The 18,965-nt window shown below is 72.1% G+C and carries 15 protein-coding genes; 5 read left to right on the top strand and 10 right to left on the bottom strand.

What is annotated here, in order from left to right:
• Positions 1 to 35 precede the first annotated feature (35 nt).
• Positions 36 to 1,286 (top strand): GH39 family glycosyl hydrolase, encoded by a 1,251-nt coding sequence (locus C8D89_RS23610; protein ID WP_116710587.1) that lies wholly within the window; start codon positions 36 to 38, stop codon positions 1,284 to 1,286.
• Positions 1,287 to 1,345: 59 nt separating this feature from the next.
• Here C8D89_RS23610 and C8D89_RS23605 read toward each other — a convergent pair whose 3' ends face one another.
• The 8 genes from C8D89_RS23605 to C8D89_RS23570 all read right to left on the bottom strand — a co-directional run bounded on the left by C8D89_RS23605 (position 1,346) and on the right by C8D89_RS23570 (position 11,820).
• Positions 1,346 to 3,145, bottom strand: a complete 1,800-nt coding sequence (locus C8D89_RS23605; RefSeq protein WP_116710586.1) for a GMC oxidoreductase — start codon at positions 3,143 to 3,145, stop codon at positions 1,346 to 1,348.
• A 1-nt stretch (position 3,146) separates the two neighbouring features.
• A complete protein-coding gene (locus tag C8D89_RS23600; RefSeq protein ID WP_116710585.1) occupies positions 3,147 to 4,271 on the bottom strand; it encodes an aldo/keto reductase in 1,125 nt (374 codons plus the stop codon).
• A gap of 34 nt (positions 4,272 to 4,305) precedes the next feature.
• On the bottom strand, positions 4,306 to 7,797 hold the full coding sequence (locus C8D89_RS23595; RefSeq protein WP_207787388.1) for a lipopolysaccharide biosynthesis protein: 3,492 nt from the start codon (positions 7,795 to 7,797) through the stop codon (positions 4,306 to 4,308).
• A 137-nt stretch (positions 7,798 to 7,934) separates the two neighbouring features.
• Positions 7,935 to 8,741: a polysaccharide deacetylase family protein gene (locus C8D89_RS23590; protein ID WP_207787387.1), complete on the bottom strand. Its 807-nt coding sequence runs from the start codon at positions 8,739 to 8,741 to the stop codon at positions 7,935 to 7,937.
• Positions 8,738 to 9,706, bottom strand: a complete 969-nt coding sequence (locus tag C8D89_RS23585; protein WP_116710583.1) for a glycosyltransferase family 2 protein — start codon at positions 9,704 to 9,706, stop codon at positions 8,738 to 8,740. The genes C8D89_RS23590 and C8D89_RS23585 overlap by 4 nt, the downstream gene beginning before the upstream one ends.
• Positions 9,673 to 10,098 (bottom strand): hypothetical protein, encoded by a 426-nt coding sequence (locus C8D89_RS23580; RefSeq protein ID WP_116710582.1) that lies wholly within the window; start codon positions 10,096 to 10,098, stop codon positions 9,673 to 9,675. The genes C8D89_RS23585 and C8D89_RS23580 overlap by 34 nt, the downstream gene beginning before the upstream one ends.
• The gene (locus C8D89_RS23575; protein WP_243418329.1) at positions 10,095 to 10,901 is read right to left on the bottom strand and encodes a glycosyltransferase family 2 protein; all 807 of its coding nucleotides are present in this window, start codon (positions 10,899 to 10,901) and stop codon (positions 10,095 to 10,097) included. Before C8D89_RS23575 ends, C8D89_RS23580 begins: the two co-directional genes overlap by 4 nt.
• A 274-nt stretch (positions 10,902 to 11,175) precedes the next feature.
• Positions 11,176 to 11,820, bottom strand: coding sequence for a helix-turn-helix transcriptional regulator (locus tag C8D89_RS23570; RefSeq protein WP_133252037.1), 645 nt, complete (start codon positions 11,818 to 11,820; stop codon positions 11,176 to 11,178).
• A gap of 325 nt (positions 11,821 to 12,145) precedes the next feature.
• Here C8D89_RS23570 and C8D89_RS23565 point away from each other — a divergent pair, with 325 nt between their 5' ends.
• The 3 genes from C8D89_RS23565 (at position 12,146) to C8D89_RS23555 (ending at position 16,206) form a co-directional block, all read left to right on the top strand.
• On the top strand, positions 12,146 to 12,802 hold the full coding sequence (locus C8D89_RS23565) for a LuxR C-terminal-related transcriptional regulator (protein ID WP_165825902.1): 657 nt from the start codon (positions 12,146 to 12,148) through the stop codon (positions 12,800 to 12,802).
• A 215-nt stretch (positions 12,803 to 13,017) separates the two neighbouring features.
• A complete protein-coding gene (locus C8D89_RS23560; protein WP_165825901.1) occupies positions 13,018 to 15,735 on the top strand; it encodes a LuxR family transcriptional regulator in 2,718 nt (905 codons plus the stop codon).
• 69 nt (positions 15,736 to 15,804) lie between these two features.
• Positions 15,805 to 16,206, top strand: a complete 402-nt coding sequence (locus C8D89_RS23555; protein ID WP_116710577.1) for a VOC family protein — start codon at positions 15,805 to 15,807, stop codon at positions 16,204 to 16,206.
• A gap of 154 nt (positions 16,207 to 16,360) precedes the next feature.
• On the opposite strand, the gene C8D89_RS28825 is transcribed toward C8D89_RS23555, so the two are convergent.
• Positions 16,361 to 16,702 carry an Rv1352/Rv1906c domain-containing protein gene (locus C8D89_RS28825; RefSeq protein ID WP_133252036.1) on the bottom strand — a complete coding sequence of 114 codons (342 nt, stop codon included), beginning with the start codon at positions 16,700 to 16,702 and terminating at the stop codon, positions 16,361 to 16,363.
• A 383-nt stretch (positions 16,703 to 17,085) separates the two neighbouring features.
• A complete protein-coding gene (locus C8D89_RS23545; protein WP_133252035.1) occupies positions 17,086 to 17,349 on the bottom strand; it encodes a hypothetical protein in 264 nt (87 codons plus the stop codon).
• Positions 17,350 to 17,644: 295 nt separating this feature from the next.
• Here C8D89_RS23545 and C8D89_RS23540 point away from each other — a divergent pair, with 295 nt between their 5' ends.
• A complete protein-coding gene (locus tag C8D89_RS23540; RefSeq protein WP_116710574.1) occupies positions 17,645 to 18,883 on the top strand; it encodes a cytochrome P450 in 1,239 nt (412 codons plus the stop codon).
• The last annotated feature ends 82 nt before the right edge of the window (positions 18,884 to 18,965 follow it).

Genomic DNA, 18,965 nt, shown 5'->3' with positions numbered 1-18,965 from the left:
ATTGGCAGAAGCGGTGTCAACGAGGCGTTGTCGCTATGAAAACGTCCAGCACGACGCCCCTGCTCCTCGTCCTCGTCCTCGTCCTCGTCGGCTGTGCCAGCGCGGCCGGATCTGACGAGCAAAACGAACTCGGCTGGGGGATGACGCACACCCAATGGGGTATCGACCAGCGCACGCCCGAGGCGATCGCGTCGATGACGGCGCAACTCACCGCCCGGCCGATGGTCCAGGCCCAGAGCATCATGGGATGGGGGGTCGGGAATCCCGAGCCCGCCCCCGGCGAGTTCGACTTCGCCAGCCTCGACGGGAGGATGAGCTTCATCCGCCGCAGCGGCGGCATTCCGGTCATCACGCTGTGTTGCGCGCCGGACTGGATGAAGGGTGGCGAGGAGGGCGAGACCGACTGGAGCCGACTGGAGGTCGCGCCCAGCCCTGAACATTATCAGGACTTCGCCGACCTGGCGGCCGAGGTGGCCCGCCGATATCCGGATGTCCGCCACTTTATGGTGTGGAACGAGTTCAAGGGATTCTTCAACGAGAGCACCAACACCTGGGACGGCGAGGCGTACACCGAACTCTACAACGCGGTTTACGACGCGGTGAAGCAGGTCAACCCGGCAAACCAGATCGGTGGGCCGTATCTCGATATGGCCGCTCCGCCGCCGGGGCTCTCACTCAGCCCCTCCTCGCTGGCGGGATCCTGGGGCCAGGTCGATCCCCGCACGCTCAACGCCTTCGACACCTGGGCGCGGGAGAAGCGAGGAGCAGACTTCGTCGTCGTGGACGGGATCGCGACCGTGGAGGAGGGCGCGCCCGACCGGGTCACCGCGCTGGCCAAGCTCTCCGCGGTGAGCGAATGGGTTCGGCAGCGGGTCGACCTCCCGCTCTGGTGGGCCGAATGGTACGTCGAGCCACGAGGAGCGGGCTGGTCCCCTGCGACGCGCACCGCGATGAACACCGCCGCGCTAGTGCAGTTCGTCCGGAGTGACGTCGCCACCGCGTTGTTCTGGAACTCCGCCCCGTCTGCCTCGTCTCCCACCGATCTCTGGACAGCAGACGGACAACCGCTGCCGTTCCTCGCGGTCCTCCAGAGCTTCAACGAGTGGTTCCCGCCCGGTACGCCGCTCCAGGAACTCGGTACCGCGCCCCCGCTGTTCACACTCGCGTCACCCCGGATGGTGGTGCTGGTGAACGTCGGAGATCAGTCCGCGACCGCAACGGTGGATGGCACTACCGTCACGCTCGCTCCAGACGAGGTGCGCTGGGTGGCGCGCGACACATCGTGACTTCGGATGGTGGCGGAGGCCGATCGGCAGGCGGTGGGGCGTAGCGGTGGGCGCCCACGTCATCGGTTGCCGCGAGGTACGGCAGCTTGCGGGCAGGGCCTCCGTTCCGCTCCCTGCCCGGACGGAGCGCCCGCGTCGACCTCGAGCCCGCCGGTGGCTTCACCAAGTCGACGCAAGTGGGCAGCGAGCCGCACGGCCATCGCCACGATCAGGAATGTGCTGTTGGCCTGACTCGACGTGGGGAACGCCGAGCTGCTGGCGACGAAGACGTTGGGCACGCCGTGCACGGCGAGGTCGGCGTCGACCACGCCGTCCTCCGGACGCGCCGACATCCGCGTCGTACCGCATTGGTGGAATCCAGCACCGAGCTGGCGGCGCACACCGGCGGCCACGTCTTCGTCGAGGTAGTTCAGGTAGCCGACGCCGGCGCCACGCAGGTGGTCGTCCCAGAAGCGGTGGGCGCGCACGACGCCCTCGACGTCGGCGTCGGAGAAGCGGACGTCGATGTCCAACCGCGGCATTCCCAACGGGTCGCGCTCGCGAGACAGGTCGACGAGGCTCTCGCGCTGCGGTAGGTGCTCGCCGTGATACTGGAGGGGGTAACGGTTGTCCGGACGCCGCGGAAAAAATCCGGGGGGTCCGCCCGGACGCCGCAACAGTCGACGCACCCCGAGGTCGCCGACGAGCTCGGCCGTGGCCCGTGGCTCGCGGACGATGTTGGCGAGGTGGCGACCGATCGGGCCGGGTGGGGCTCCGCGGTAGGGCGTGCCGGGCAGGTCGACACCCGTCAGGCACAGCCGCTGAGCGTCGGGAGCCAGCAGCCGGCCCAGAGGCGAGCGCAGCGCGAGGTACACCGCGGACAGCGGACCGCTGCGGTGGCTCGGATCGGGCAGTTCGGGGTTGGCCAGCCACGCGACGATGTTGGGCAGCCCTTGGGCGTGCTGGAACTCCCGGGTGAACGAGATTCGGCGCCGGACGAACGAACCGTCCACGTCGGTCTCGAACCCCTGGACGGTCGCGGACGCGGGGGTGGTGAAGACTGCCTCGGCGACGATGCCTTCGATGTGGGCCATGTACCAGCGACCGAGGTGGCCCGAGTGGTCCCCGAGCCTCCCGCCGAAGGGCGATTCGGAGGCCATCAGCAATCGCGTTCCGCCCAGGCCGCCACCCGCGACGACGAACCTCCGTGCCCGCACGGTGATGCGGCGCCCGCCGGGGTTGGCGCACTCCAGGTGGTCGGCACGCCCGGAGCCGGGGAAGCAGACGATCCGGGTGCAGGTCAGGCCGGGCGCGAGCCGCACGGTCCGAGAGCGGCGCAGCTCATCGCGATAGGCGAGCCCCAGGTCCAATGGCAGCGACCAGCGTTCGAGAGTGGTGGAGCAGATGTCCCCGTCGACGAGGCCGGGCACGAGCTGCGCAGGGGCGCCGGGTACCGCGCCGACGTCGAACACCGGTCGGCCACAGCGCAGCCAGGCGCACGCCCGGCCGTAGTAGGGCTCGATGTCGGAGTGGTCCAGGGGCCAGCCGGCGGCGGCGTCCAGGCCGGTGACCGCGCGATCGTCGAAGTCCACAGGGTCGTAGGGCACGCACCGCCCGCCCCAGATCGTCGACGTCCCCCCGACCTGCCGGCGGGTGGCGAGCGCCAGCGGGGCATGCCGCTCCGGGTCGTACGTCGCCGCGTCGCCGAGACGTTGCGCGGCGGCGTCGAAGGTGGTGGCGCCGCTCTCCACGAGGAGCACGTCCACGCCAGCGGCGCCGAGCTCAAGCGCTGTGACGATGCCGGCCGGTCCGGCGCCGACGATGGCGACGTCTGCGGACAGGGTGCTGCCGTGCGGCAGCGCGGGGACATCGAGCAACATGTCACGTCCTCCGGCGGGCTGGGGTGCGCAGGGCGGTGGCCAGGACATCGAGGTCCGGCGCCGAGTTGCGCGGGTTCATGGATGCGACCTCCGCGGCGACCCGGAGGTGGCCGGGGTCGGTGGTTCCGAGCAGCAGCACGCCGTCCGGGTTGCCGCGCAGGGCGTCGCGCAGAAGGAGCCGTGCGAGTCCGGCGCGGTCGCCGGGGTCGAGGTCGAGGTCGGCCCAACGGAGGTCCGGCCACAAGCCGCCGCCGAGAAGGCTCACCAGCCGGGGCATGGCGCGGCTGAGGGCGCCGAAGGTCACCCGCGGAGTGGGGTCGAGCACCGCACCCGCTCGCAGGAACGGGTCTTCCCGGACCTGACGTACCGTGCCGGGCCCGAGGACGTCGACGACGTGCCCGACCAGGTCGGGTTCGCCCGCGACACCCCAAGCCCGGATCATGCCGGCGTCGCGGGCGTGTTCCAGCCACGCTCGCACGTCGGCCGACCGCATGTCGTCGCCGCTCGGCTCGTGCAGCAAGTACAGGTCGACACAGTCGGTCGCGAGAGCACGGAGACTCGCCTCCAGGCTGCGCCGGGCAGCGGCCGCGTCGTAGCCGGAGCGCTCGTAGAGCAATGAGCCGGCCGGGCCGACCCCCGGACCGGTGGCACTGCTGCGCGCGCGCTCCCGTAGGGCGGGGGCCGCGGCCAGGAGCCGGCGGATCGGACCCTGGACCCGGCCGAGCGCACGGCCCGTACGGGTCGGAGCGATACCGAACTTGGTGGCGATGGTGAGCTGGTCACGGCGCCCACGAGCGAAGCGCCCGAGCTCGCTCTCGGCGAGCCCGAGCCCGTACATGGGTGCCGTGTCGAAGTGGCGGACGCCGACGTTGTGGGCCTCGAAAAGCATTCTGAGACGATCGGTGGCGGACGGCATCCGGAACAGCTCCGCCGTACCGAGCCCGAGTGCGCTCGTGGGCACGTCGGTGCCGGGAAGGGTAGTGGTGCGCACAGCTCTCCCAAGGCCGGGTTGAGGTTGGTCGGGGCTCCTGAAGCGATGGACAGCGTCCGGATCGTGGTCCGGGACAGCCTCCGCGTGCTCTCGGCGGCGTTGCGCATTCCGGCGCGCACCTGCGGACATCGTCATCGCTTCTCGCTCCCTAGGAAGTCAAGCCTGCTTCTCAACCCGTGCTCCAGACGAGAACGAGCACGCGCTCGATCGCCACCACGCCCACCGCCACCGACAACGGCACCCATAGCAGCGCCAACGGCCACCGCAGGTGTGCCTGGCTCGGGCGCCGCAACGTCCACACCTCACGAGCACCCAGCACCACGACGAGCACGACCAGGAAGAAGGCTCCGATCGGCGTCCATGGCGTCGCGAAGATCCTCGTTCCCAGCACCTCGGGCTCACGTTCCATCGGCTGTAGAGCATCCGCCGACCGCAGGACATAGACCTGCGCGTCGCCGGTGTCAGCCACCTTCACCAGGTTCGGGTCCGTCGCCAGTGCCTCCCGGAATCGCTGTCCCCAGCCCGGAGTGAATCCGGCGTTGATCTCGAGGTACTGCTCCTCGCCCCGGGTCGTCATGAAGTACGTGCCGCGGCCGTACTCCCGCAGCCCGGCCACGACGGCGGTGACATCACGAGGGTCCTCGGATGCGACCAACGCCGCGTACTGCACCCCGACCGGTTCGGTGTAGCCGACGGGCATCACCGGCGTGGCATGGGTCAGGCTGTCGATCGCGTAGAGGATCTGCGCGTCTCCAGGGCGGTCGTAAACAAACTGCGCCGCGGCAATCTCGCCCGGACGGATGCGCTCGAAAGCCTCGTTGCCGTAGCGCGCGAGGAGGAACGCAGGAACCAGTACGAGGACGGCCAGCGCGGCGGCCAGGTAACGCACTACGGGCGTCCGGACGTACCCGGACACGACCCCCCCGGCGGCGGGCTTCGCTCCGACGTCGACACGGGCGCCGTCGCCGGTCTCGGGGAAGAGCACGAAAGCGGTCAGGATGCAGGCGGGGGCCAGCGCGAACAGGTAGACGCGCAATCCGATCTCCCCGCCGTAGCTCTGGACGAGCACCGTGAGGAACGGCACGCCGAGGAGCAACGCCATCACACGGTCGTCGACCCCACGCCGTCGGCGGCGCCACAGCCCGACGATGGCCAGAGCGAAAACGATGGCCGTCAGAGCGATGCGAGTCGCGACGACCACCGAGTGCTCAAACGCACCCCCGACGCGTGCAGCGACGCTCGAGGTGAGGTTGCCCGACAGATCGCCCGCTCCCCCCGCGATCTGGTGGAGGTGACCGACCCAGTACGGAGCCGCCATGTAGCTGACCCATGCGAGGAGCAGCACCCCGAGCAGGACCGGAAGGCTGGTCACCGTGAGGCGCCGAGCGAGGACCAGGGCGGCAGCGGCGAAGACCATGACGAACGGGGTCAGCTGGTGGCTCACGGTGGCGGCCAGGAAGAGCGCGACGAGGAAGGCGAGCAGAGTGATGCGCATCGCCACCGATGCGGGCCGCCGGGCGTGCTCTCCCGCAATCGTCGGCCTGCCAATCAGGTCACGCACCCAGTCCGCCGCTCGTGCCCGGAGCGGGAGCGTCCGGTGGCTGGGGCCCTGCAGTGGGGACGCGAGCGCCCTATCGCCGGCGCTGGACCGGAACCATCTCAGGAGCACCGCGATGAAGATCAGGTAGAGCAGGTAGGTGTAGCCCTGTGGGGAGAAGTAGTCCTGGCCCACCCACTGCAGGATGCTGAACAGCAGTGCCGCGAACCACTTAGCCCGCCAGCTCGCCCGCAACGACTGCAGGATCATCCCGAGCACGAGCAGGTAGAGGAGGTTACTCACCAGCGGCGTCAGGCTCACGAACGGCAGGAGGGCCTGCCAACCGCTCCCGCCAGAGACGAAGGAGACGAGCCCGAAGAAGCCCGGCCAGCTGAATCGGGCGTCGGTGCCGGGGGCGGCGAGCCCGAATGCCGAGATGTGGTCCACGAACCCGAGGTGCACGTAGGCCGTCGGGAACCTCGGCACCGGCTCGAGTACAGCCGTCACCCCGTGCAGGCAGCACGTCACGGCGACGAGCTGCGCCGCGAGCATCAGGCGCGGCGGGCGAGCCAGAGCAAGACCGGCGACGAAGGAGAGTACGAGCGCGCCGAGACCGATCGACGAGACGACCGGAAGCACCGAGATCAGGCCGTAACCGTTCATGGCGTCGAGGTCGACGCGGAACAACGGTACGACGAAGGCCGCGAAGGCGAGCACGCTCGCCGTGGTCACCAGCGCGACGGGATGCTCCCGCCACCACGGTCCACCTTCGTGGGACGACTTCGCTGCGCGACGGCTCCCGGCAGGCGGCGACGTCACCGGCCGCTCGCGGACCTCCAGGTCCACGAGGGTCGCGTGTTGCCGGACCTGCAGTCCGACCAGGGCCGGCCGATCCCGACGCCGTTCAGAACGCGAGGGGTGGGCGAGGAAGCGCAGGAGGCGGGGCAGGACCGCGAGCGCAACAGCGCTCTGACTGACGAGCACCAGGACACCAACGCCCGTGACTGGGTCGAGTCCGAGGCCGAGTGTGCCGCCACCGGCCCACAGTCCGACCACGACGGCACCCACCACGGTGCTTCCCGAGACGATCTGCCACATGGCTATCGACCGGGCACGGCCAAGGGCCCGCAGGACGCCGAGCCAGACCTCGACGACAGCGCGGGCCAGCGCCGCGAGGGCGAGCATCTGCAGCAGCGGGCCCGCGGAGGCGTAGTCCTCTCCGAGCACCCGGGTCACGATCGGTGCCGCTACCAGGAGCACCAACGCGGCGGATCCGAGGATCACCGTCGAGCGGAGCAGGGCCGCACGTGCATAGCCGCGTAGTCGCTGGTGGTCGAAGACGCCCTCCACCGTCAGCGATTGAGCCAGGTTGTTCGACACCAGGTTGAGGACGACGGCGATCATCCAGGCGACGTAGAACACCGCGAAGGTCGCCGGTTCCAAGGCTGTCGCGACCACGACCGGGACGAGGTAGATCGCCCCGAACCCGAACAGGGCGCCGACGAAGTCACCGGCGAAGAAGCGGCGGACCTCGACCGCGCTCGGCAACGTCGTCCCCCCGGGCGATTCCCGAGCGTGACGCGGGATGCAGCGCCCGAACAGGAGCGCGTTCACCGGGACGCAGAGCAGCACCATCGGGATCACCCAGGACAGGTAGACCCCGGCGGCGGGGAGCGACGCGGCGAACACGACGAGCAGCACGGCCTTGACCAGTCCGAACACGGTGTTCTCGACGGCGACCCACCCGGCGGAACGAAGCCCGACGAGCATCCCGTCCTGGACGGTGAAGATGTTGGCCGCGACTGCCACAACCACGAAGAACACGGCGGCGAGTGGATCCCGGAGGAGGTCGAACGAGGGCCCCCACCAACCGACGGTCACGACGAAGCCGATGGCGAGCACGCCGACCGCGAGCGAGCTGAGCCCGTAGCTGACCAGCACAAGTCGGGCGGTGCCCCGGCCGCTCGTCGGTAGGTATCGGCTGAGGGTGCCGATGATGTTGATGCCGATCACCGTCGACAACAGAGTCATCGCCGAGACCAGGGCCGAACCCCTCCCGAGATCGGCCGGGGCGTAGAACCGGGCGGCGAGGAACCAGAACACGAGCCCGAGGACGCCGGTCATCGCGGCGTTGACCACGAGCGGGTAGGAGTTGCGCGAGTAGGGGTCGGCCAGGTGGGCGCGTAGGCGGCTCATCCAGACCGCCGACCGAGCCCTTCCTTCCTCGGCCGGTGTAGCCGGCGTCGGTGTCGCGATACCGGTCACGATGTACGCACAGCTGTCGCGAGGTACCGGGATCGCCGCACCAGCGAGTAGCCGGCGGTCAACGTCCGCTCCCGCCAGAAGATCCGGGGTAGGTGCTGACCGCGCACCACACGCGCGAAGGTCCCGATGTCGGTGGTGCGCTTGATCGTCAGGCGGGGGACCGCGAGCGGGTTCGCGGTGGCGCGGGCAGCGGTGTTCGCGACCGAAGCAGCCTGCCGGTAGCCGGCGTCGTACACGGCCCTACGGACGCGGGCGCTGGAGTAGCCGTAGGGATAGGCCAGGTGCGGGACCTCCCGGCCGAGCCTGTCCTCCAGGAGGGTCTTGCTGCGACGCAGCTCGTCGCGCAGGGCGCTGTGGCCCAGTTGGTCGAGCTGGGCGTGACTGTGGCTGTGCGCACCGATCTCGATCCCGGCGGCAGCGCACTCGTCGACCTGGCTCCAGCTCACGGTGCGATCCAGGGGTGTACCGGCCGCCTGGCGACCGGCGTCGGCCACCCAACCGGTCGTCACGAAGAGGGTTGCGGTCGCCGCGTGGTCGGCGAGCAACGGCAGCACCACTTCGTGGAAGTCGGCATAGCCGTCGTCAAAGGTCAGGACTACCGGGCGCTCCGGTATCTCCGTCGCCTCACGACGTGCGGACCGGAGTTCCTCGAGGGTCATGGTGGTGAACCCCTCGCGCTCAAGATGGTCGAGCTGCTCGGCGAAGTGCCTGGGATCCACCGACAGCGCCCGCGTCCCGGCCGTGGGACGTCGGGCCACCGAGTGGTACATGAGGACCGGTACCGGACGAACCAGCGCGATCACCTCGACGTTCCCGCCGTCAGCCCGCGGAAGGTCCCCACGGCGTAGCCGGTCGTGGTGGACAACAAGCCCGCCGTGATGGCGCCCGAGCGACGCAGCCCCGCAGGGTCACCTCGCCAGGCGGCGAGCATCCCTCGAGCGACGCCTCTACCCAGGATTGCGGTCGCGTAGCGCCGCTCGACCGAGAGACCGTTCGCGACTCCGACGCTGCGTGTGACCAGTGCCTTGGAAAGTCCCTCGGCGTAGCAGCGGGAGCGGAAATAACGGAACTCCTGCCGCGCCACCGGTACGCGGTGCCAGATGACCGCCCGAGGGTCGTAGACGAATCGTGCTCCCGGCCGGCGGGTGGCGAGACGGATGCAGAACTCGGTCTCCTCGCACCCCAGCGGTCGCTCGCGAGCCGAGGTACGACCGATGTGCGTCGGGAACCCGCCGGCGAGGGCGAACGCGACGCGCCGGAACGAAGCGTTGCCGCCGAGGAGGTTGCGCACCCGGCCCGGGTCACGACCGGTGAAGGTGCACCCGACCACCCAGTCGAACTCCTCCGGGAACCAGCGCGGCCGCTCGGTGGCCCACCACGGCAAAGTCAGCCCCCCGACCCCGAAGACCTCAGGATCGGCGTAGCCCTCGGCGAAGGTCCGCAGCCATTCCGGTCCGGCGACGGCGTCGTCGTCGAGGAACGCGACGACTTCACCCGTCGCGGCCGCGACCCCGGTGTTCTTCCCTCCGGAAAGGCCGCGAGCCTCCTGGTTCTCGATCACGATGGCGTCCGGCAGAGCCCGCGCGAGTCGGGCGTGCAGATCGGCATTGTGGTCGATCACGACGATCAGCTCGTGCGGATCGAGGCTCTGCGCCTGCACCGATGCGACCGCGGCCAGGACGTCATCCCAACGCTGCTCGGTGTAGGCGCAGATGACCACCGAGACAGAAGGCGTCACGACATCTCCTTCGTTGAGGGCGGAAGGCACAGGGCGTCCGGCGAAGCGCTGCGGATCGGCTCCCCGCTCCCAGAGCCGATCTCCAGCCCGATCCAGACCATGACGCTGACGCCGGTCACGACCACAACACCGCCCGTGATCGACCAGGCACCGACAGCGAGCATCAGCTCGGCGACGAGGGTGTTGAGGACCAGGACCGCACCGAGCGTCAGTACGGCACGAGGCAGTGGTTCGAGCCGGCGGGTCGGCACCCACACCGCGGCGGCCGGCACCAGGAGGACGACGAGGATCACCGCGAGCGAATGGCCATCGTGACCTGCGCCCACTGACACGCCGAGTACGAGCGCGACCAGCGCACTCGTGACGCTGAGGACCGTCCGGCGGGGCCTTGCCGTGGCGCGACCCCGAGAGCGCTGCGTCACGTGGCCACCTCGGACCTGACCTGCGGCGCGAGCTCGTCAGAGCGGGTGGCGTGGAGCTGCCGACGGAGTCCCTGCAGCACGCGGCCGCTCATTCCCGAGTCGACGTCGCGGAGCACCGTTCGCAGAACCCGGGAGCCGTCCCGGAACGTCTTCAGGTTGGAGACGCCGTGCCGGCGGGGCATCTCCCAGCTCGGCACCTCGGCGATCCGGAGACCTGCACGGAGCGCGGACAGCGTCAGCTGAGTCTCGACCTCGAAGCCGGGACGACTCAGATCGAGGTAGTCGAGATAGCGGCGGTGGAAGGCGACGTAGCCGTAGCAGAGGTCGGTGAGCAGGACGTGGTGGAGGTGGTTGACCATGCCCAGGAGGGCTCGGTTACCCGTACGGCGGAGCCAGGTGATGTCGCGGGACCCGCCACCGCCCATGAATCGCGACCCCTTGACGAAGTCATAGCCGTTGCCGAGGAAGTACAGGTAGTGCGGGATCTCCTGCGGAGCCATGCTGCCGTCGGCGTCGATCATCACGACGATGTCGCCCTTGGCGGCGAGGAAGCCTGCCCGGAGCGCGTCGCCCTTCCCGGTGCCCTCCTGGTGCACGACACGGATGTCGGGTCGCGCAGAGCGAGCGGTGACGATGGTCGCGTCGGTGGAGTGACCGTCGACGAGCACGATCTCGTCGACGCAGGGCGGGACCTGCTCCAGGACGAACGCGATGTTCGCCGCCTCGTTCTTGGTCGGGACGATGAGGGAGACCGGGCCGGCGGGCAGCCCTCCGTCCGAGAACTTGTGGAGCTCGCCAGCCACGACGTCCCGAGGAACGGGGGCGGACGCAGGGACGCGCTCCGGCGGGCGTGGTGGCGTGACGACCACGTCGTCGGGGTGATGGATGGTCACGATTCCTCCGTCGGAGTGACGTGCTTGACGCGGATGAGCAACCGAGCGGATGCGGTCGCTCATGGCTCGGGTCGGGAGCGGGCGGTCGGCGCTGGTCCCGCGTCGGGCTCGTGGGTCTCGGCCGCTCCGACGCTAGGAGTTCGCTGCTCGACGACGGAACGTCACGACGCAGCAGCTCAAGTAGTCAGGATTCAGGGTCAACACTGGGCCGAATGAGCGACAGAGGCGCTGTTGGCGGCGGTCCGACGATCACCGAGGGCTGAAGGCGACCACGATGCGGGGGGCGCCCCTCCCCGCGCGTCGGAGCCAGGCCCTCGGCGCGCGCGAGGCGCACGGCCTCGAGCCGTCCATGTACGCCGAGCTTTCGGAAGATCCTGTTCGTATGGGTGCGGATGGTGTTCACGGCGAGTCCGAGTTGCTCGGCCAGCTCGCGCGCCGGGTAGCCCTCGACGAGACCTCGCAGTACCTCGAGCTCGCGGATTGTGAGCGAGGTGAAGCGCCCAGAAGGCTGTTCGGCGCGGGTCACGTCGGCGCGGAGGGCCTCGAGAACCCCCGCGAGCTGGCCCGGCGGATAGACCGCCGCACCGCGGTGGACCGCCACCACGGCGTCGACCAGTGCCGTGACCCCGCCGCCCGGCAGGAGCCATCCATGAGCACCCGCCCGCGCCGCGGCGACAGCCGAGGCGTCGTCACGCTCGGCTCCGATCGTGACGACACGGACGGCGGGGCTTAGGTCCCGGAGCTCCGTTACCAGGCCCGGCCACGTGGACGGGATTGAACCGAGATCGAGCACGAGCACGTCCACAGCGCGGCTCGTCGCCACCAGCACCCACCGCTCGTCCCCTCGACACTGACCGACGACGGCGGTCTCCCGACGATGCCCTAGTTGCGAGGTGAGGAGGTCACACAGAAGGCGGTCCGCGACGAGGAGGACTCGGATCGAAGCCATGCTCGCGGAAGCTAGGAGAACGAGGGCGGTGAGTCCTCCTCAAGATGTTGGACCTCGGAACCGGGACGGAGCGACTCGCGGGCACGTTGAAATCATCACTTTTTGTCTTGCCCTGTCCCACCGAGTGCCGCCAGTCTGGATCACTCGTACGGGTGAGCGCGCGACGCTCCGGGTGGTACAGGGACGGCCAAACAGGGGGCACGGGATGGTCGACATCGTGATGAGCGGCGAGCGCGCGCTCTTCACCGACTTGTTGGGCTCAGTCCTGACCGATCACGGCTACCGGGTGGTGTGCGCGCCCGCACGACACGATCTCCTCGTGGACGCGGTGAGCTCGCACCGGCCCCGCATGGTCCTTGCCGACCACCTCTCCGACCGGGAGCAGGAGCCCGGATCCCTCGTCCGACGCTTACGTCGGGCGGGCCCTGGAACCGCGATCATCCTCGTGAGCTCCGATCATCGGCGATCTTCTGTCGAGGTGGCTCTTGGTGCCGGTGCCAACGCCTATCTCCACACGAGCTCCGCGCTCGACACGCTGCTCCAGTCGCTGCGCCGGGTGCGTTCGGGCGAGGTCGTCATCAACATCCCGCGGCCGCTGACCGCCGGCAGATCAGAAGCCGCCGAGGTTCAGCGCCTTGCCAACGAGCTGACCGCGCGGGAGTGGCAGTGCCTTGAACTGCTCCTAGACGGAGTGAGCACCGCGCAGATCTCCGCACGCCTCGGCATCGGCACGGTGACCGTACGGAGTCATGTCCAGTCGATCCTCTACAAGCTCGGGGTGCACTCTCGTCTAGAGGCCACCTCGCTGGCTGTGCGCTACGACCTTCTCGCGGTCCGTCCACACGCCGTCCGAGCTGGCTGATCGCGTACGGGTGGACCTTCAAGACGTCCGCCCGAGCGCCACGGACGACGGACTCCGCCGAGCTCAACCTCTAACGTCACCGCGGGCGTCGGTGGCAAGCCACGTGCGCTCGGCCGTCCGGTCGCCCGAGCCGGGACCCCTCCCGGAAGAATGTGCACCGGAGAGGGGGCCACGTGTTCGATCGCCCGCAGGGTCGACCGTCCATCGTCGGGCGCGTGGGCGAGCGGGCGCAGCTCGCCGCGAGCGCCGACCCACACCGGCGCGACGGCACCGTCACCGTCCTCGCCGGGGAGCCGGGCAGCGGGAAGACGACGCTGCTCGACGAGGTCGCCGCGGAGTCGTCGCGGCGGGTCCTGCGCACCGCCGGCCTGGAGGGCGAGGCGGAGCTGCCGTTCGCCGCGGCCGCGGACCTGCTGCTGCCGATCATGGAGTGCGCCCGCGAGCTGCCCGACGCGCAGCGGGAGGCGCTCGAGATCGCCCTCTCCCTGCGCTCCGGCACGGTCGCGAGCCCGCTGGCCGTCTGCGCCGCCGCCCTCGGCACGTTCGCCGCGGCCGCCGACCAGGAGTCCCTGCTCGTCGTCGTCGACGACTTCCCGTGGATCGACGCGCCGTCCCAGCAGGTCGTGCTGTTCCTCGCGCGCCGCCTGGCGCCGGAGCGGATCGCGCTGCTGCTGGGCGTGCGCGACGAGGTGCCGGTGCCGCCCGCGATCTGGCGGCTGCCGACCGTCGCGCTCGGGCCGCTCTCCGGCGAGGAGAGCCGCGAGCTGGTCCGCACCCTGCCGGTGCGGACGTCACCGGCGGTGCTCGAGACCATCGTCGAGCGGTGCGGGGGCAACCCGCTGGCCGTCGTGGAGACCGCCCGCACCGCGGGGCCGGACCTCCTCGACGCCGCCACCGCGCTCCCGCCCGGGTCCACCCTGGAACGGACCTGGTCGGCAGCCGTCGACGGGCTGCCGGCGGGCACCCGCTCGGCCCTGACCGTGCTCGCGCTGAGCCGGTCGACGCGCCGGGACGAGCTCGAGCCCGTCCTCGCCGAGCTCGACCTCACCGTCGAGGACCTGACCCCCGCCGAGCGTCGCCGGCTCGTGCGCCGCGACGGCGACGAGGTCTGCCTGCGCCACGACCTCCTGCGCCCGCTCCTCGTGGCCCGCACGCCCCGCGACCTGGCCCGGCGCGTCCTGCGGGGCCTCGCGCGGCACGCCCCGCCCGACCTCGCGGTGTGGTATCTCGCCGAGTCGGCGGACGCGCCGGACGACGACGTCGCCGAGCGGCTCGTCGAGGCCGCCGACACGGCCCGGCGGCGCTCGGCGCTGCTCGTCGCGGCGCGCGCCCGGGCCCGGGCGGCCGACTTCACGACCGACCCCGCCGCCCGCGGCGGGCGCCTCCTCGCCGCCGCCACCGACGCGGCGGTGTCGGGGGCCGCCGCGCTCGCCGTCACCTGGTGCGAGCAGGCGCTGGCCGTCCACGACGACCCGGCCTTCACCGCGGACGTCGCGGTGGTCCGCGCGCAGTCGATGACCTGGCTGGACCCGGCGCGGGCCGTCGACGGGGCGCTGCGGGCGGCCGAGGCGGTGCTCCCCCACGACGGGGCCCGCGCGGGGCGGCTCTACGTCGAGGCGATGGGCGCCCTGACGATGACCGGGCGGCTGCACGAGGTGGAGGCGGTCGCCGACCGGGCGCACGCCGCCGACGGCGCCACGCTGGGCGGGCTCGCGGGCACGGCGCACGCCCACGCCCTGGTCGGCCGCTGGCCCGAGGCGCACGCCCGGCTCGACGCGCTCGTCGCCCACGCGGCCGACGCCCACCCGGTGTGGGACGCCCAGCCGCTGGTCATGGGCGCCCAGGCGGCCTGCTCCCTCGAGCGCCTCGACGACGCCCGGCGCCTGCTCGGCTCGGTCCCCACGACGGCACGGCAGCTCGGCGCGCCTCTCCTGCTGGCCTTCGCCCTCGGGGTGCAGGCGGAGGTCGACTGGTGGAGCGGGCGGTGGACCACCGCCTACGCCGACGCCAGCGAGGCCGTGGCGTGGGCCGACGAGCTGGGCCAGACCCCGACCAGGGCCTTCGGCACCACCTTCCTGGCCCGGGTGGAGGGGGTGCGCGGCGACGCGGCGGCGTGCCGGGCCCACGCCGAGGCGGCGCTGCAGGCGTCCGCGCCGCTGGGCGTCGACAGCCTCCGGCCCTACGTCGCCGCGGCCCTGGGTGCGGGCGCGCTCGCGGCCGGCGAGCCCGAGACCGCGAGCGCCCACCTGCACCGGGCCCGCCGCGCGTACGACGAGCAGGGCGTCGTGTGCGCCACCGCGGTGCCCTTCGCCGGCGACCTCGTCGACGCGGCGGTCCGCGCCGGCGACCGGGCCGCCGCCGAGGACGCGGTGGCGTGGGTGGCCGCGCTCGCGAAGGGCACGGGGTCGGCGTACGCGGAGGCGATGGCGGCGCGGGGCCGCGGGCTCCTCGCCGACGACCACGACGAGGCCGAGGCGTGGTTCGCCGCGGCCCACCGCACCCACGAGCGCCTCGTCGCGCCCTACGAACGTGCCCGCACCGTCCTCGCCCACGCCGAGGTGCGCCGCCGGTGGCGACGGCCGGGCGCGGCGCGTCCGCTGCTGCTCGACGCCGAGGCGACGTTCGCCGCGCTGGGCGCCCACCCCTGGACCGAGCGGGCCCGCCGCGAGCTCGCCGCCACCGGGCACCGACCGGCCGGCGAGGCCGCCCCGGAGACGGCCTCGCTCGACGCCCTGACCCCGCAGGAGTTCCAGATCGCGCGGGGCGTCGCCGACGGCCTGAGCAACGTCGAGGTGGCCTCCGCCCTGTTCGTCTCCCGCAAGACCGTGGAGGCCCACCTCACCCGCGTGTACCGCAAGCTCGGCGTCCGCTCCCGCACCGAGCTGACGGCGGAGTTCACGCGCCGTCGGCAACTCGTCGAGGGATCTCCCTAGTACCGACCCCGGAGACCACCCGACAGAGTGAACGCCGAACACGGGGAGTGCCGAGCAGCGGGAGGCGAGATGACGGCGACGACGATCGACCGGCCCGCCTTCATCGGCTTCCACCACTACGCGTCGGCCGTCACCGACCTGCGCCGCAGCGCCGCCTGGTACGAGCGGGTGCTCGGCCTGGTCCGCAGCGACCAGCCGTGCCCCGCGGCGCGGACCGGCGGGGTGCTGCTGGCCGACCCGGAGTCGGACATCGCCATCCGCCTCGAGGGCGCCGACGACGGCACGCCGCAGGGCCAGCTGGCCTTCGCGGTGGCGAGCCGGGAGCAGCTCGACACCTGGGCGAGCTGGCTCGACGGGCTCGGCGTGGTGCACGGCGGGGTCGTCGACGTCGGCGTCCCCGATCGCTACGCCTACCTCGTGTTCCGCGATCCGGACGACGTCCCGCTGGTGCTGGTGCACGTGGCGAGGTGAGTCCGCGAGGCCGCGGAGCGGTGCACCCGTCGTGGGGGGACGACGTGGGGGGACGGCGTGGGGGCGCCGTGGCACCGGCTCCGTGTTCCCGGCTCCGGCGGCGAGGGGGGCGCCGCCGGAGCCCGGGGGACGCGACGCGCGCTCCGGTCCGACGTCACGGCGCCGGCGTCCACAGGCACGGGCCCTGGAGCGCCACGCCCGCGTCGGCGTCCCGCACGCGCAGGGTCGCCGGCCCGTCGACGGCGTGCGCGGTGATGACGTCGTCCGTCCGGCCGCCCAGACCCGAGAGGCGGGCGACGACGCACGGGTCGGCACCGGCGCCCGGACCGGCGGTCGTGTAGCGCCCGGCGGCGATCTGGTCGGTGCCGTCCCCGACCGCGTGGACGCCGGACTCGAACACCGGGAGCGCGTCGCCCTCACCGGAACGGCCGCGGGCGTCGAGCGCGAGGGCGGTCAGGACGAGCACCGCCGCCAGCAGCCCGATCGGCAGCCGCACCGGCGAGCGCGTCGGCGGAGGTGCGGGCCGGCGGGGCCGCCTCCGCTCGGCAGCCCGGCCGACCCGCGACCGGGACCCGTCGAGCCCCGACGAACCCGCGATCGGCAGGGGCCTGGTCTCCTCCTCCCCCGGCGGCGAAGGGATGGCGGGGTCGGAGCGTCGCGCCGGCGCCCGGCGCGCGCCGGTCGGGCGTCCCCGCCCCGGGTCGGCCACGGGTTCCACACGGCTCCTCTCGCCTCGCTCCGCCTCACCCATCACCCATCACCCATCACCCATCACCCATGGAGACCATCGCGAGCCACGGGCGCGCGCGCACCACCCCGCACCTGACGATCGTCGTCAGGCGTTTCTCACGCGGATTTCACACGGGCCGTCGCAGCCCGTCAGCGGGCCCGACGACGCCGGCGGGCCGTCGCCGCGGCGTCGTCGTGGCCCCCGTCGCGCGGCACGGGGAGGTCGGTCGCCGGCCTCGCCGACCCGGGCGGCTCCGCCGGCTCGCGCGGGGCATCGCCCATCTCCTGGGCCCGCAGCAGATCGAGGGTGGTCATGCGGTCCGGGCGCACGAAGTGGCCGACGACGAGGGCGAGCACGACCGCGACGACCACCCACGCCGCCAGCCCGACGAGCACCCACCCCAGTACCGACACGGCCGCCCCCACGCCCGTCCGAGCCGAGCGGTGCCGGCTCTCCCCCCAGCCCTCACGTGATCACCGTCCACGAGGACGCCCATCACCTTCCGTGAGATGCAGGGGTTGACGCTAGGGGTCAGTCATCACTCCTCCGGACCTTGCGCATCACGATGTGGACACGGCGGGCGATCACCCGGCCGCCGATTCATGCGGGGCTCACGACAAACTGAGACCCGTACCACTATCGTGATCGTCCGCGGGGTGGGGCGCCCCGGAGGGCGCGGCGGCGCCGGCTCGACGACCTGGGGGTGCCGTGGCGACGGCGGAGGACACGACCAGCGAGGAGCTGCCCGCCGCGGCCCTTGCCCGACCCGGGTTCTGGGGCCGGCCTCCGGCCGAGCGCGACGCCGTGTTCGCCGCCCTGCGCCGCAGCCGCCTCCCCCAGCGGGTCGGCACCGGTGCGGCGGCCCACTGGGCGCTCGTCCGCCACGCCGACGTCGTCGCCGCCAGCCGCCACCCCGCGATGTTCCTCAGCGGGCCGGGGGTGACGACGCCGCCGCCCGCGCGCTGGGTACGCGCCGTGTTCGGCGACTCCATGGTCAACATGGACGACCCCGCCCACGCCCGGCTGCGCCGCATCGTCGCCCGCGCCTTCAGCCCGCGGCTGCTGGCCGCTACGGAGGAGGCCATCCACGGGGTGGCCGCCCGCATCGTGGACGACCTGGCCCGGGACGGCGCCGACGACCTGATGCCCGCGGTCGCGACCCGGATGCCGGTCGAGGTCGTCTGCGACCTCATGGGCGTCCCGGACGCCGAGCGGGCCGGGATCGTGGCCCAGGTCGACCGCACCACCGAGGGGACGGGCTCCCGACGGCGGATGCGGATCCCGGGACGCAGCCTCATGGCCCTCGCCGGGCTGCACCGCGTGATGGCCCGCGTGGCCCGGGAGCGCCGCCTGCAGCCCCGCGACGACCTCGTGTCGGCGCTGGTGGCCGCCGACATCGACGGGCGCGGCCTGACCCGTCGCGAGCTCGGCGCCTTCTTCTCCCTGCTCCTCGTCGCCGGGGTCGAGACCACCCGCAACGCGATCGGCCACGGACTCGTGCTGCTCAGCGAGCACCCCGACCAGCGGGCCGTGCTGCTCGACGACCTCGACACCGTGCTGCCCACGGCGGTCGACGAGATCGTGCGCGTCGCGACGCCCATCATCCAGTTCCGCCGCACCCTGGCCGCCGACCACGAGCTGGGCGGGCGGGCGATGGCGCGAGGCGACAGCGTGGTCCTCTACTACGTCTCGGCCAACCGCGACGAGGACGTGTTCACCGACCCCGGCCGCGTCGACCTACGCCGGAGCCCCAACCCCCACGTCGGTTTCGGCGGCGGGGGGCCGCACTACTGCCTCGGGGCCCACCTGGCCCGTCAGGAGATGACAGCCCTCTACGGCGCACTGCTGCGCCGCTTCCCCGACCTCCGCACCGCGAGCCCGACCTACAGCCCGTCCGGGTTCGACCACCGCATCGCACGGCTCCCCCTGGAGGCACCGCTCCCGTGACCAGACCCCGACGGTCCCGACGCCTCGGTCTCGCGCTCCTGCTCGCGAGCGTCGCGCTTCTCACCGCCTGCAGCGCGCCCGG

Source organism: Actinomycetospora cinnamomea, from assembly GCF_003096675.1.
GTDB lineage: Bacteria > Actinomycetota > Actinomycetes > Mycobacteriales > Pseudonocardiaceae > Actinomycetospora > Actinomycetospora cinnamomea.
Note: the sequence above shows the minus strand (reverse complement) of the source record. Positions and strands in the feature narration are given on the sequence as shown.

What these genes read in the sequence shown, in the direction of transcription:
- C8D89_RS23610 (WP_116710587.1), top strand. Translation starts at nt 36, where the DNA reads ATGAAAACGTCCAGCACGACGCCCCTGCTCCTCGTCCTCGTCCTCGTC.
- C8D89_RS23605 (WP_116710586.1), bottom strand. Translation starts at nt 3,145, where the DNA reads ATGTTGCTCGATGTCCCCGCGCTGCCGCACGGCAGCACCCTGTCCGCA.
- C8D89_RS23600 (WP_116710585.1), bottom strand. Translation starts at nt 4,271, where the DNA reads ATGACGATGTCCGCAGGTGCGCGCCGGAATGCGCAACGCCGCCGAGAG.
- C8D89_RS23595 (WP_207787388.1), bottom strand. Translation starts at nt 7,797, where the DNA reads ATGACCGGCGTCCTCGGGCTCGTGTTCTGGTTCCTCGCCGCCCGGTTC.
- C8D89_RS23565 (WP_165825902.1), top strand. Translation starts at nt 12,146, where the DNA reads ATGGTCGACATCGTGATGAGCGGCGAGCGCGCGCTCTTCACCGACTTG.
- C8D89_RS23555 (WP_116710577.1), top strand. Translation starts at nt 15,805, where the DNA reads ATGACGGCGACGACGATCGACCGGCCCGCCTTCATCGGCTTCCACCAC.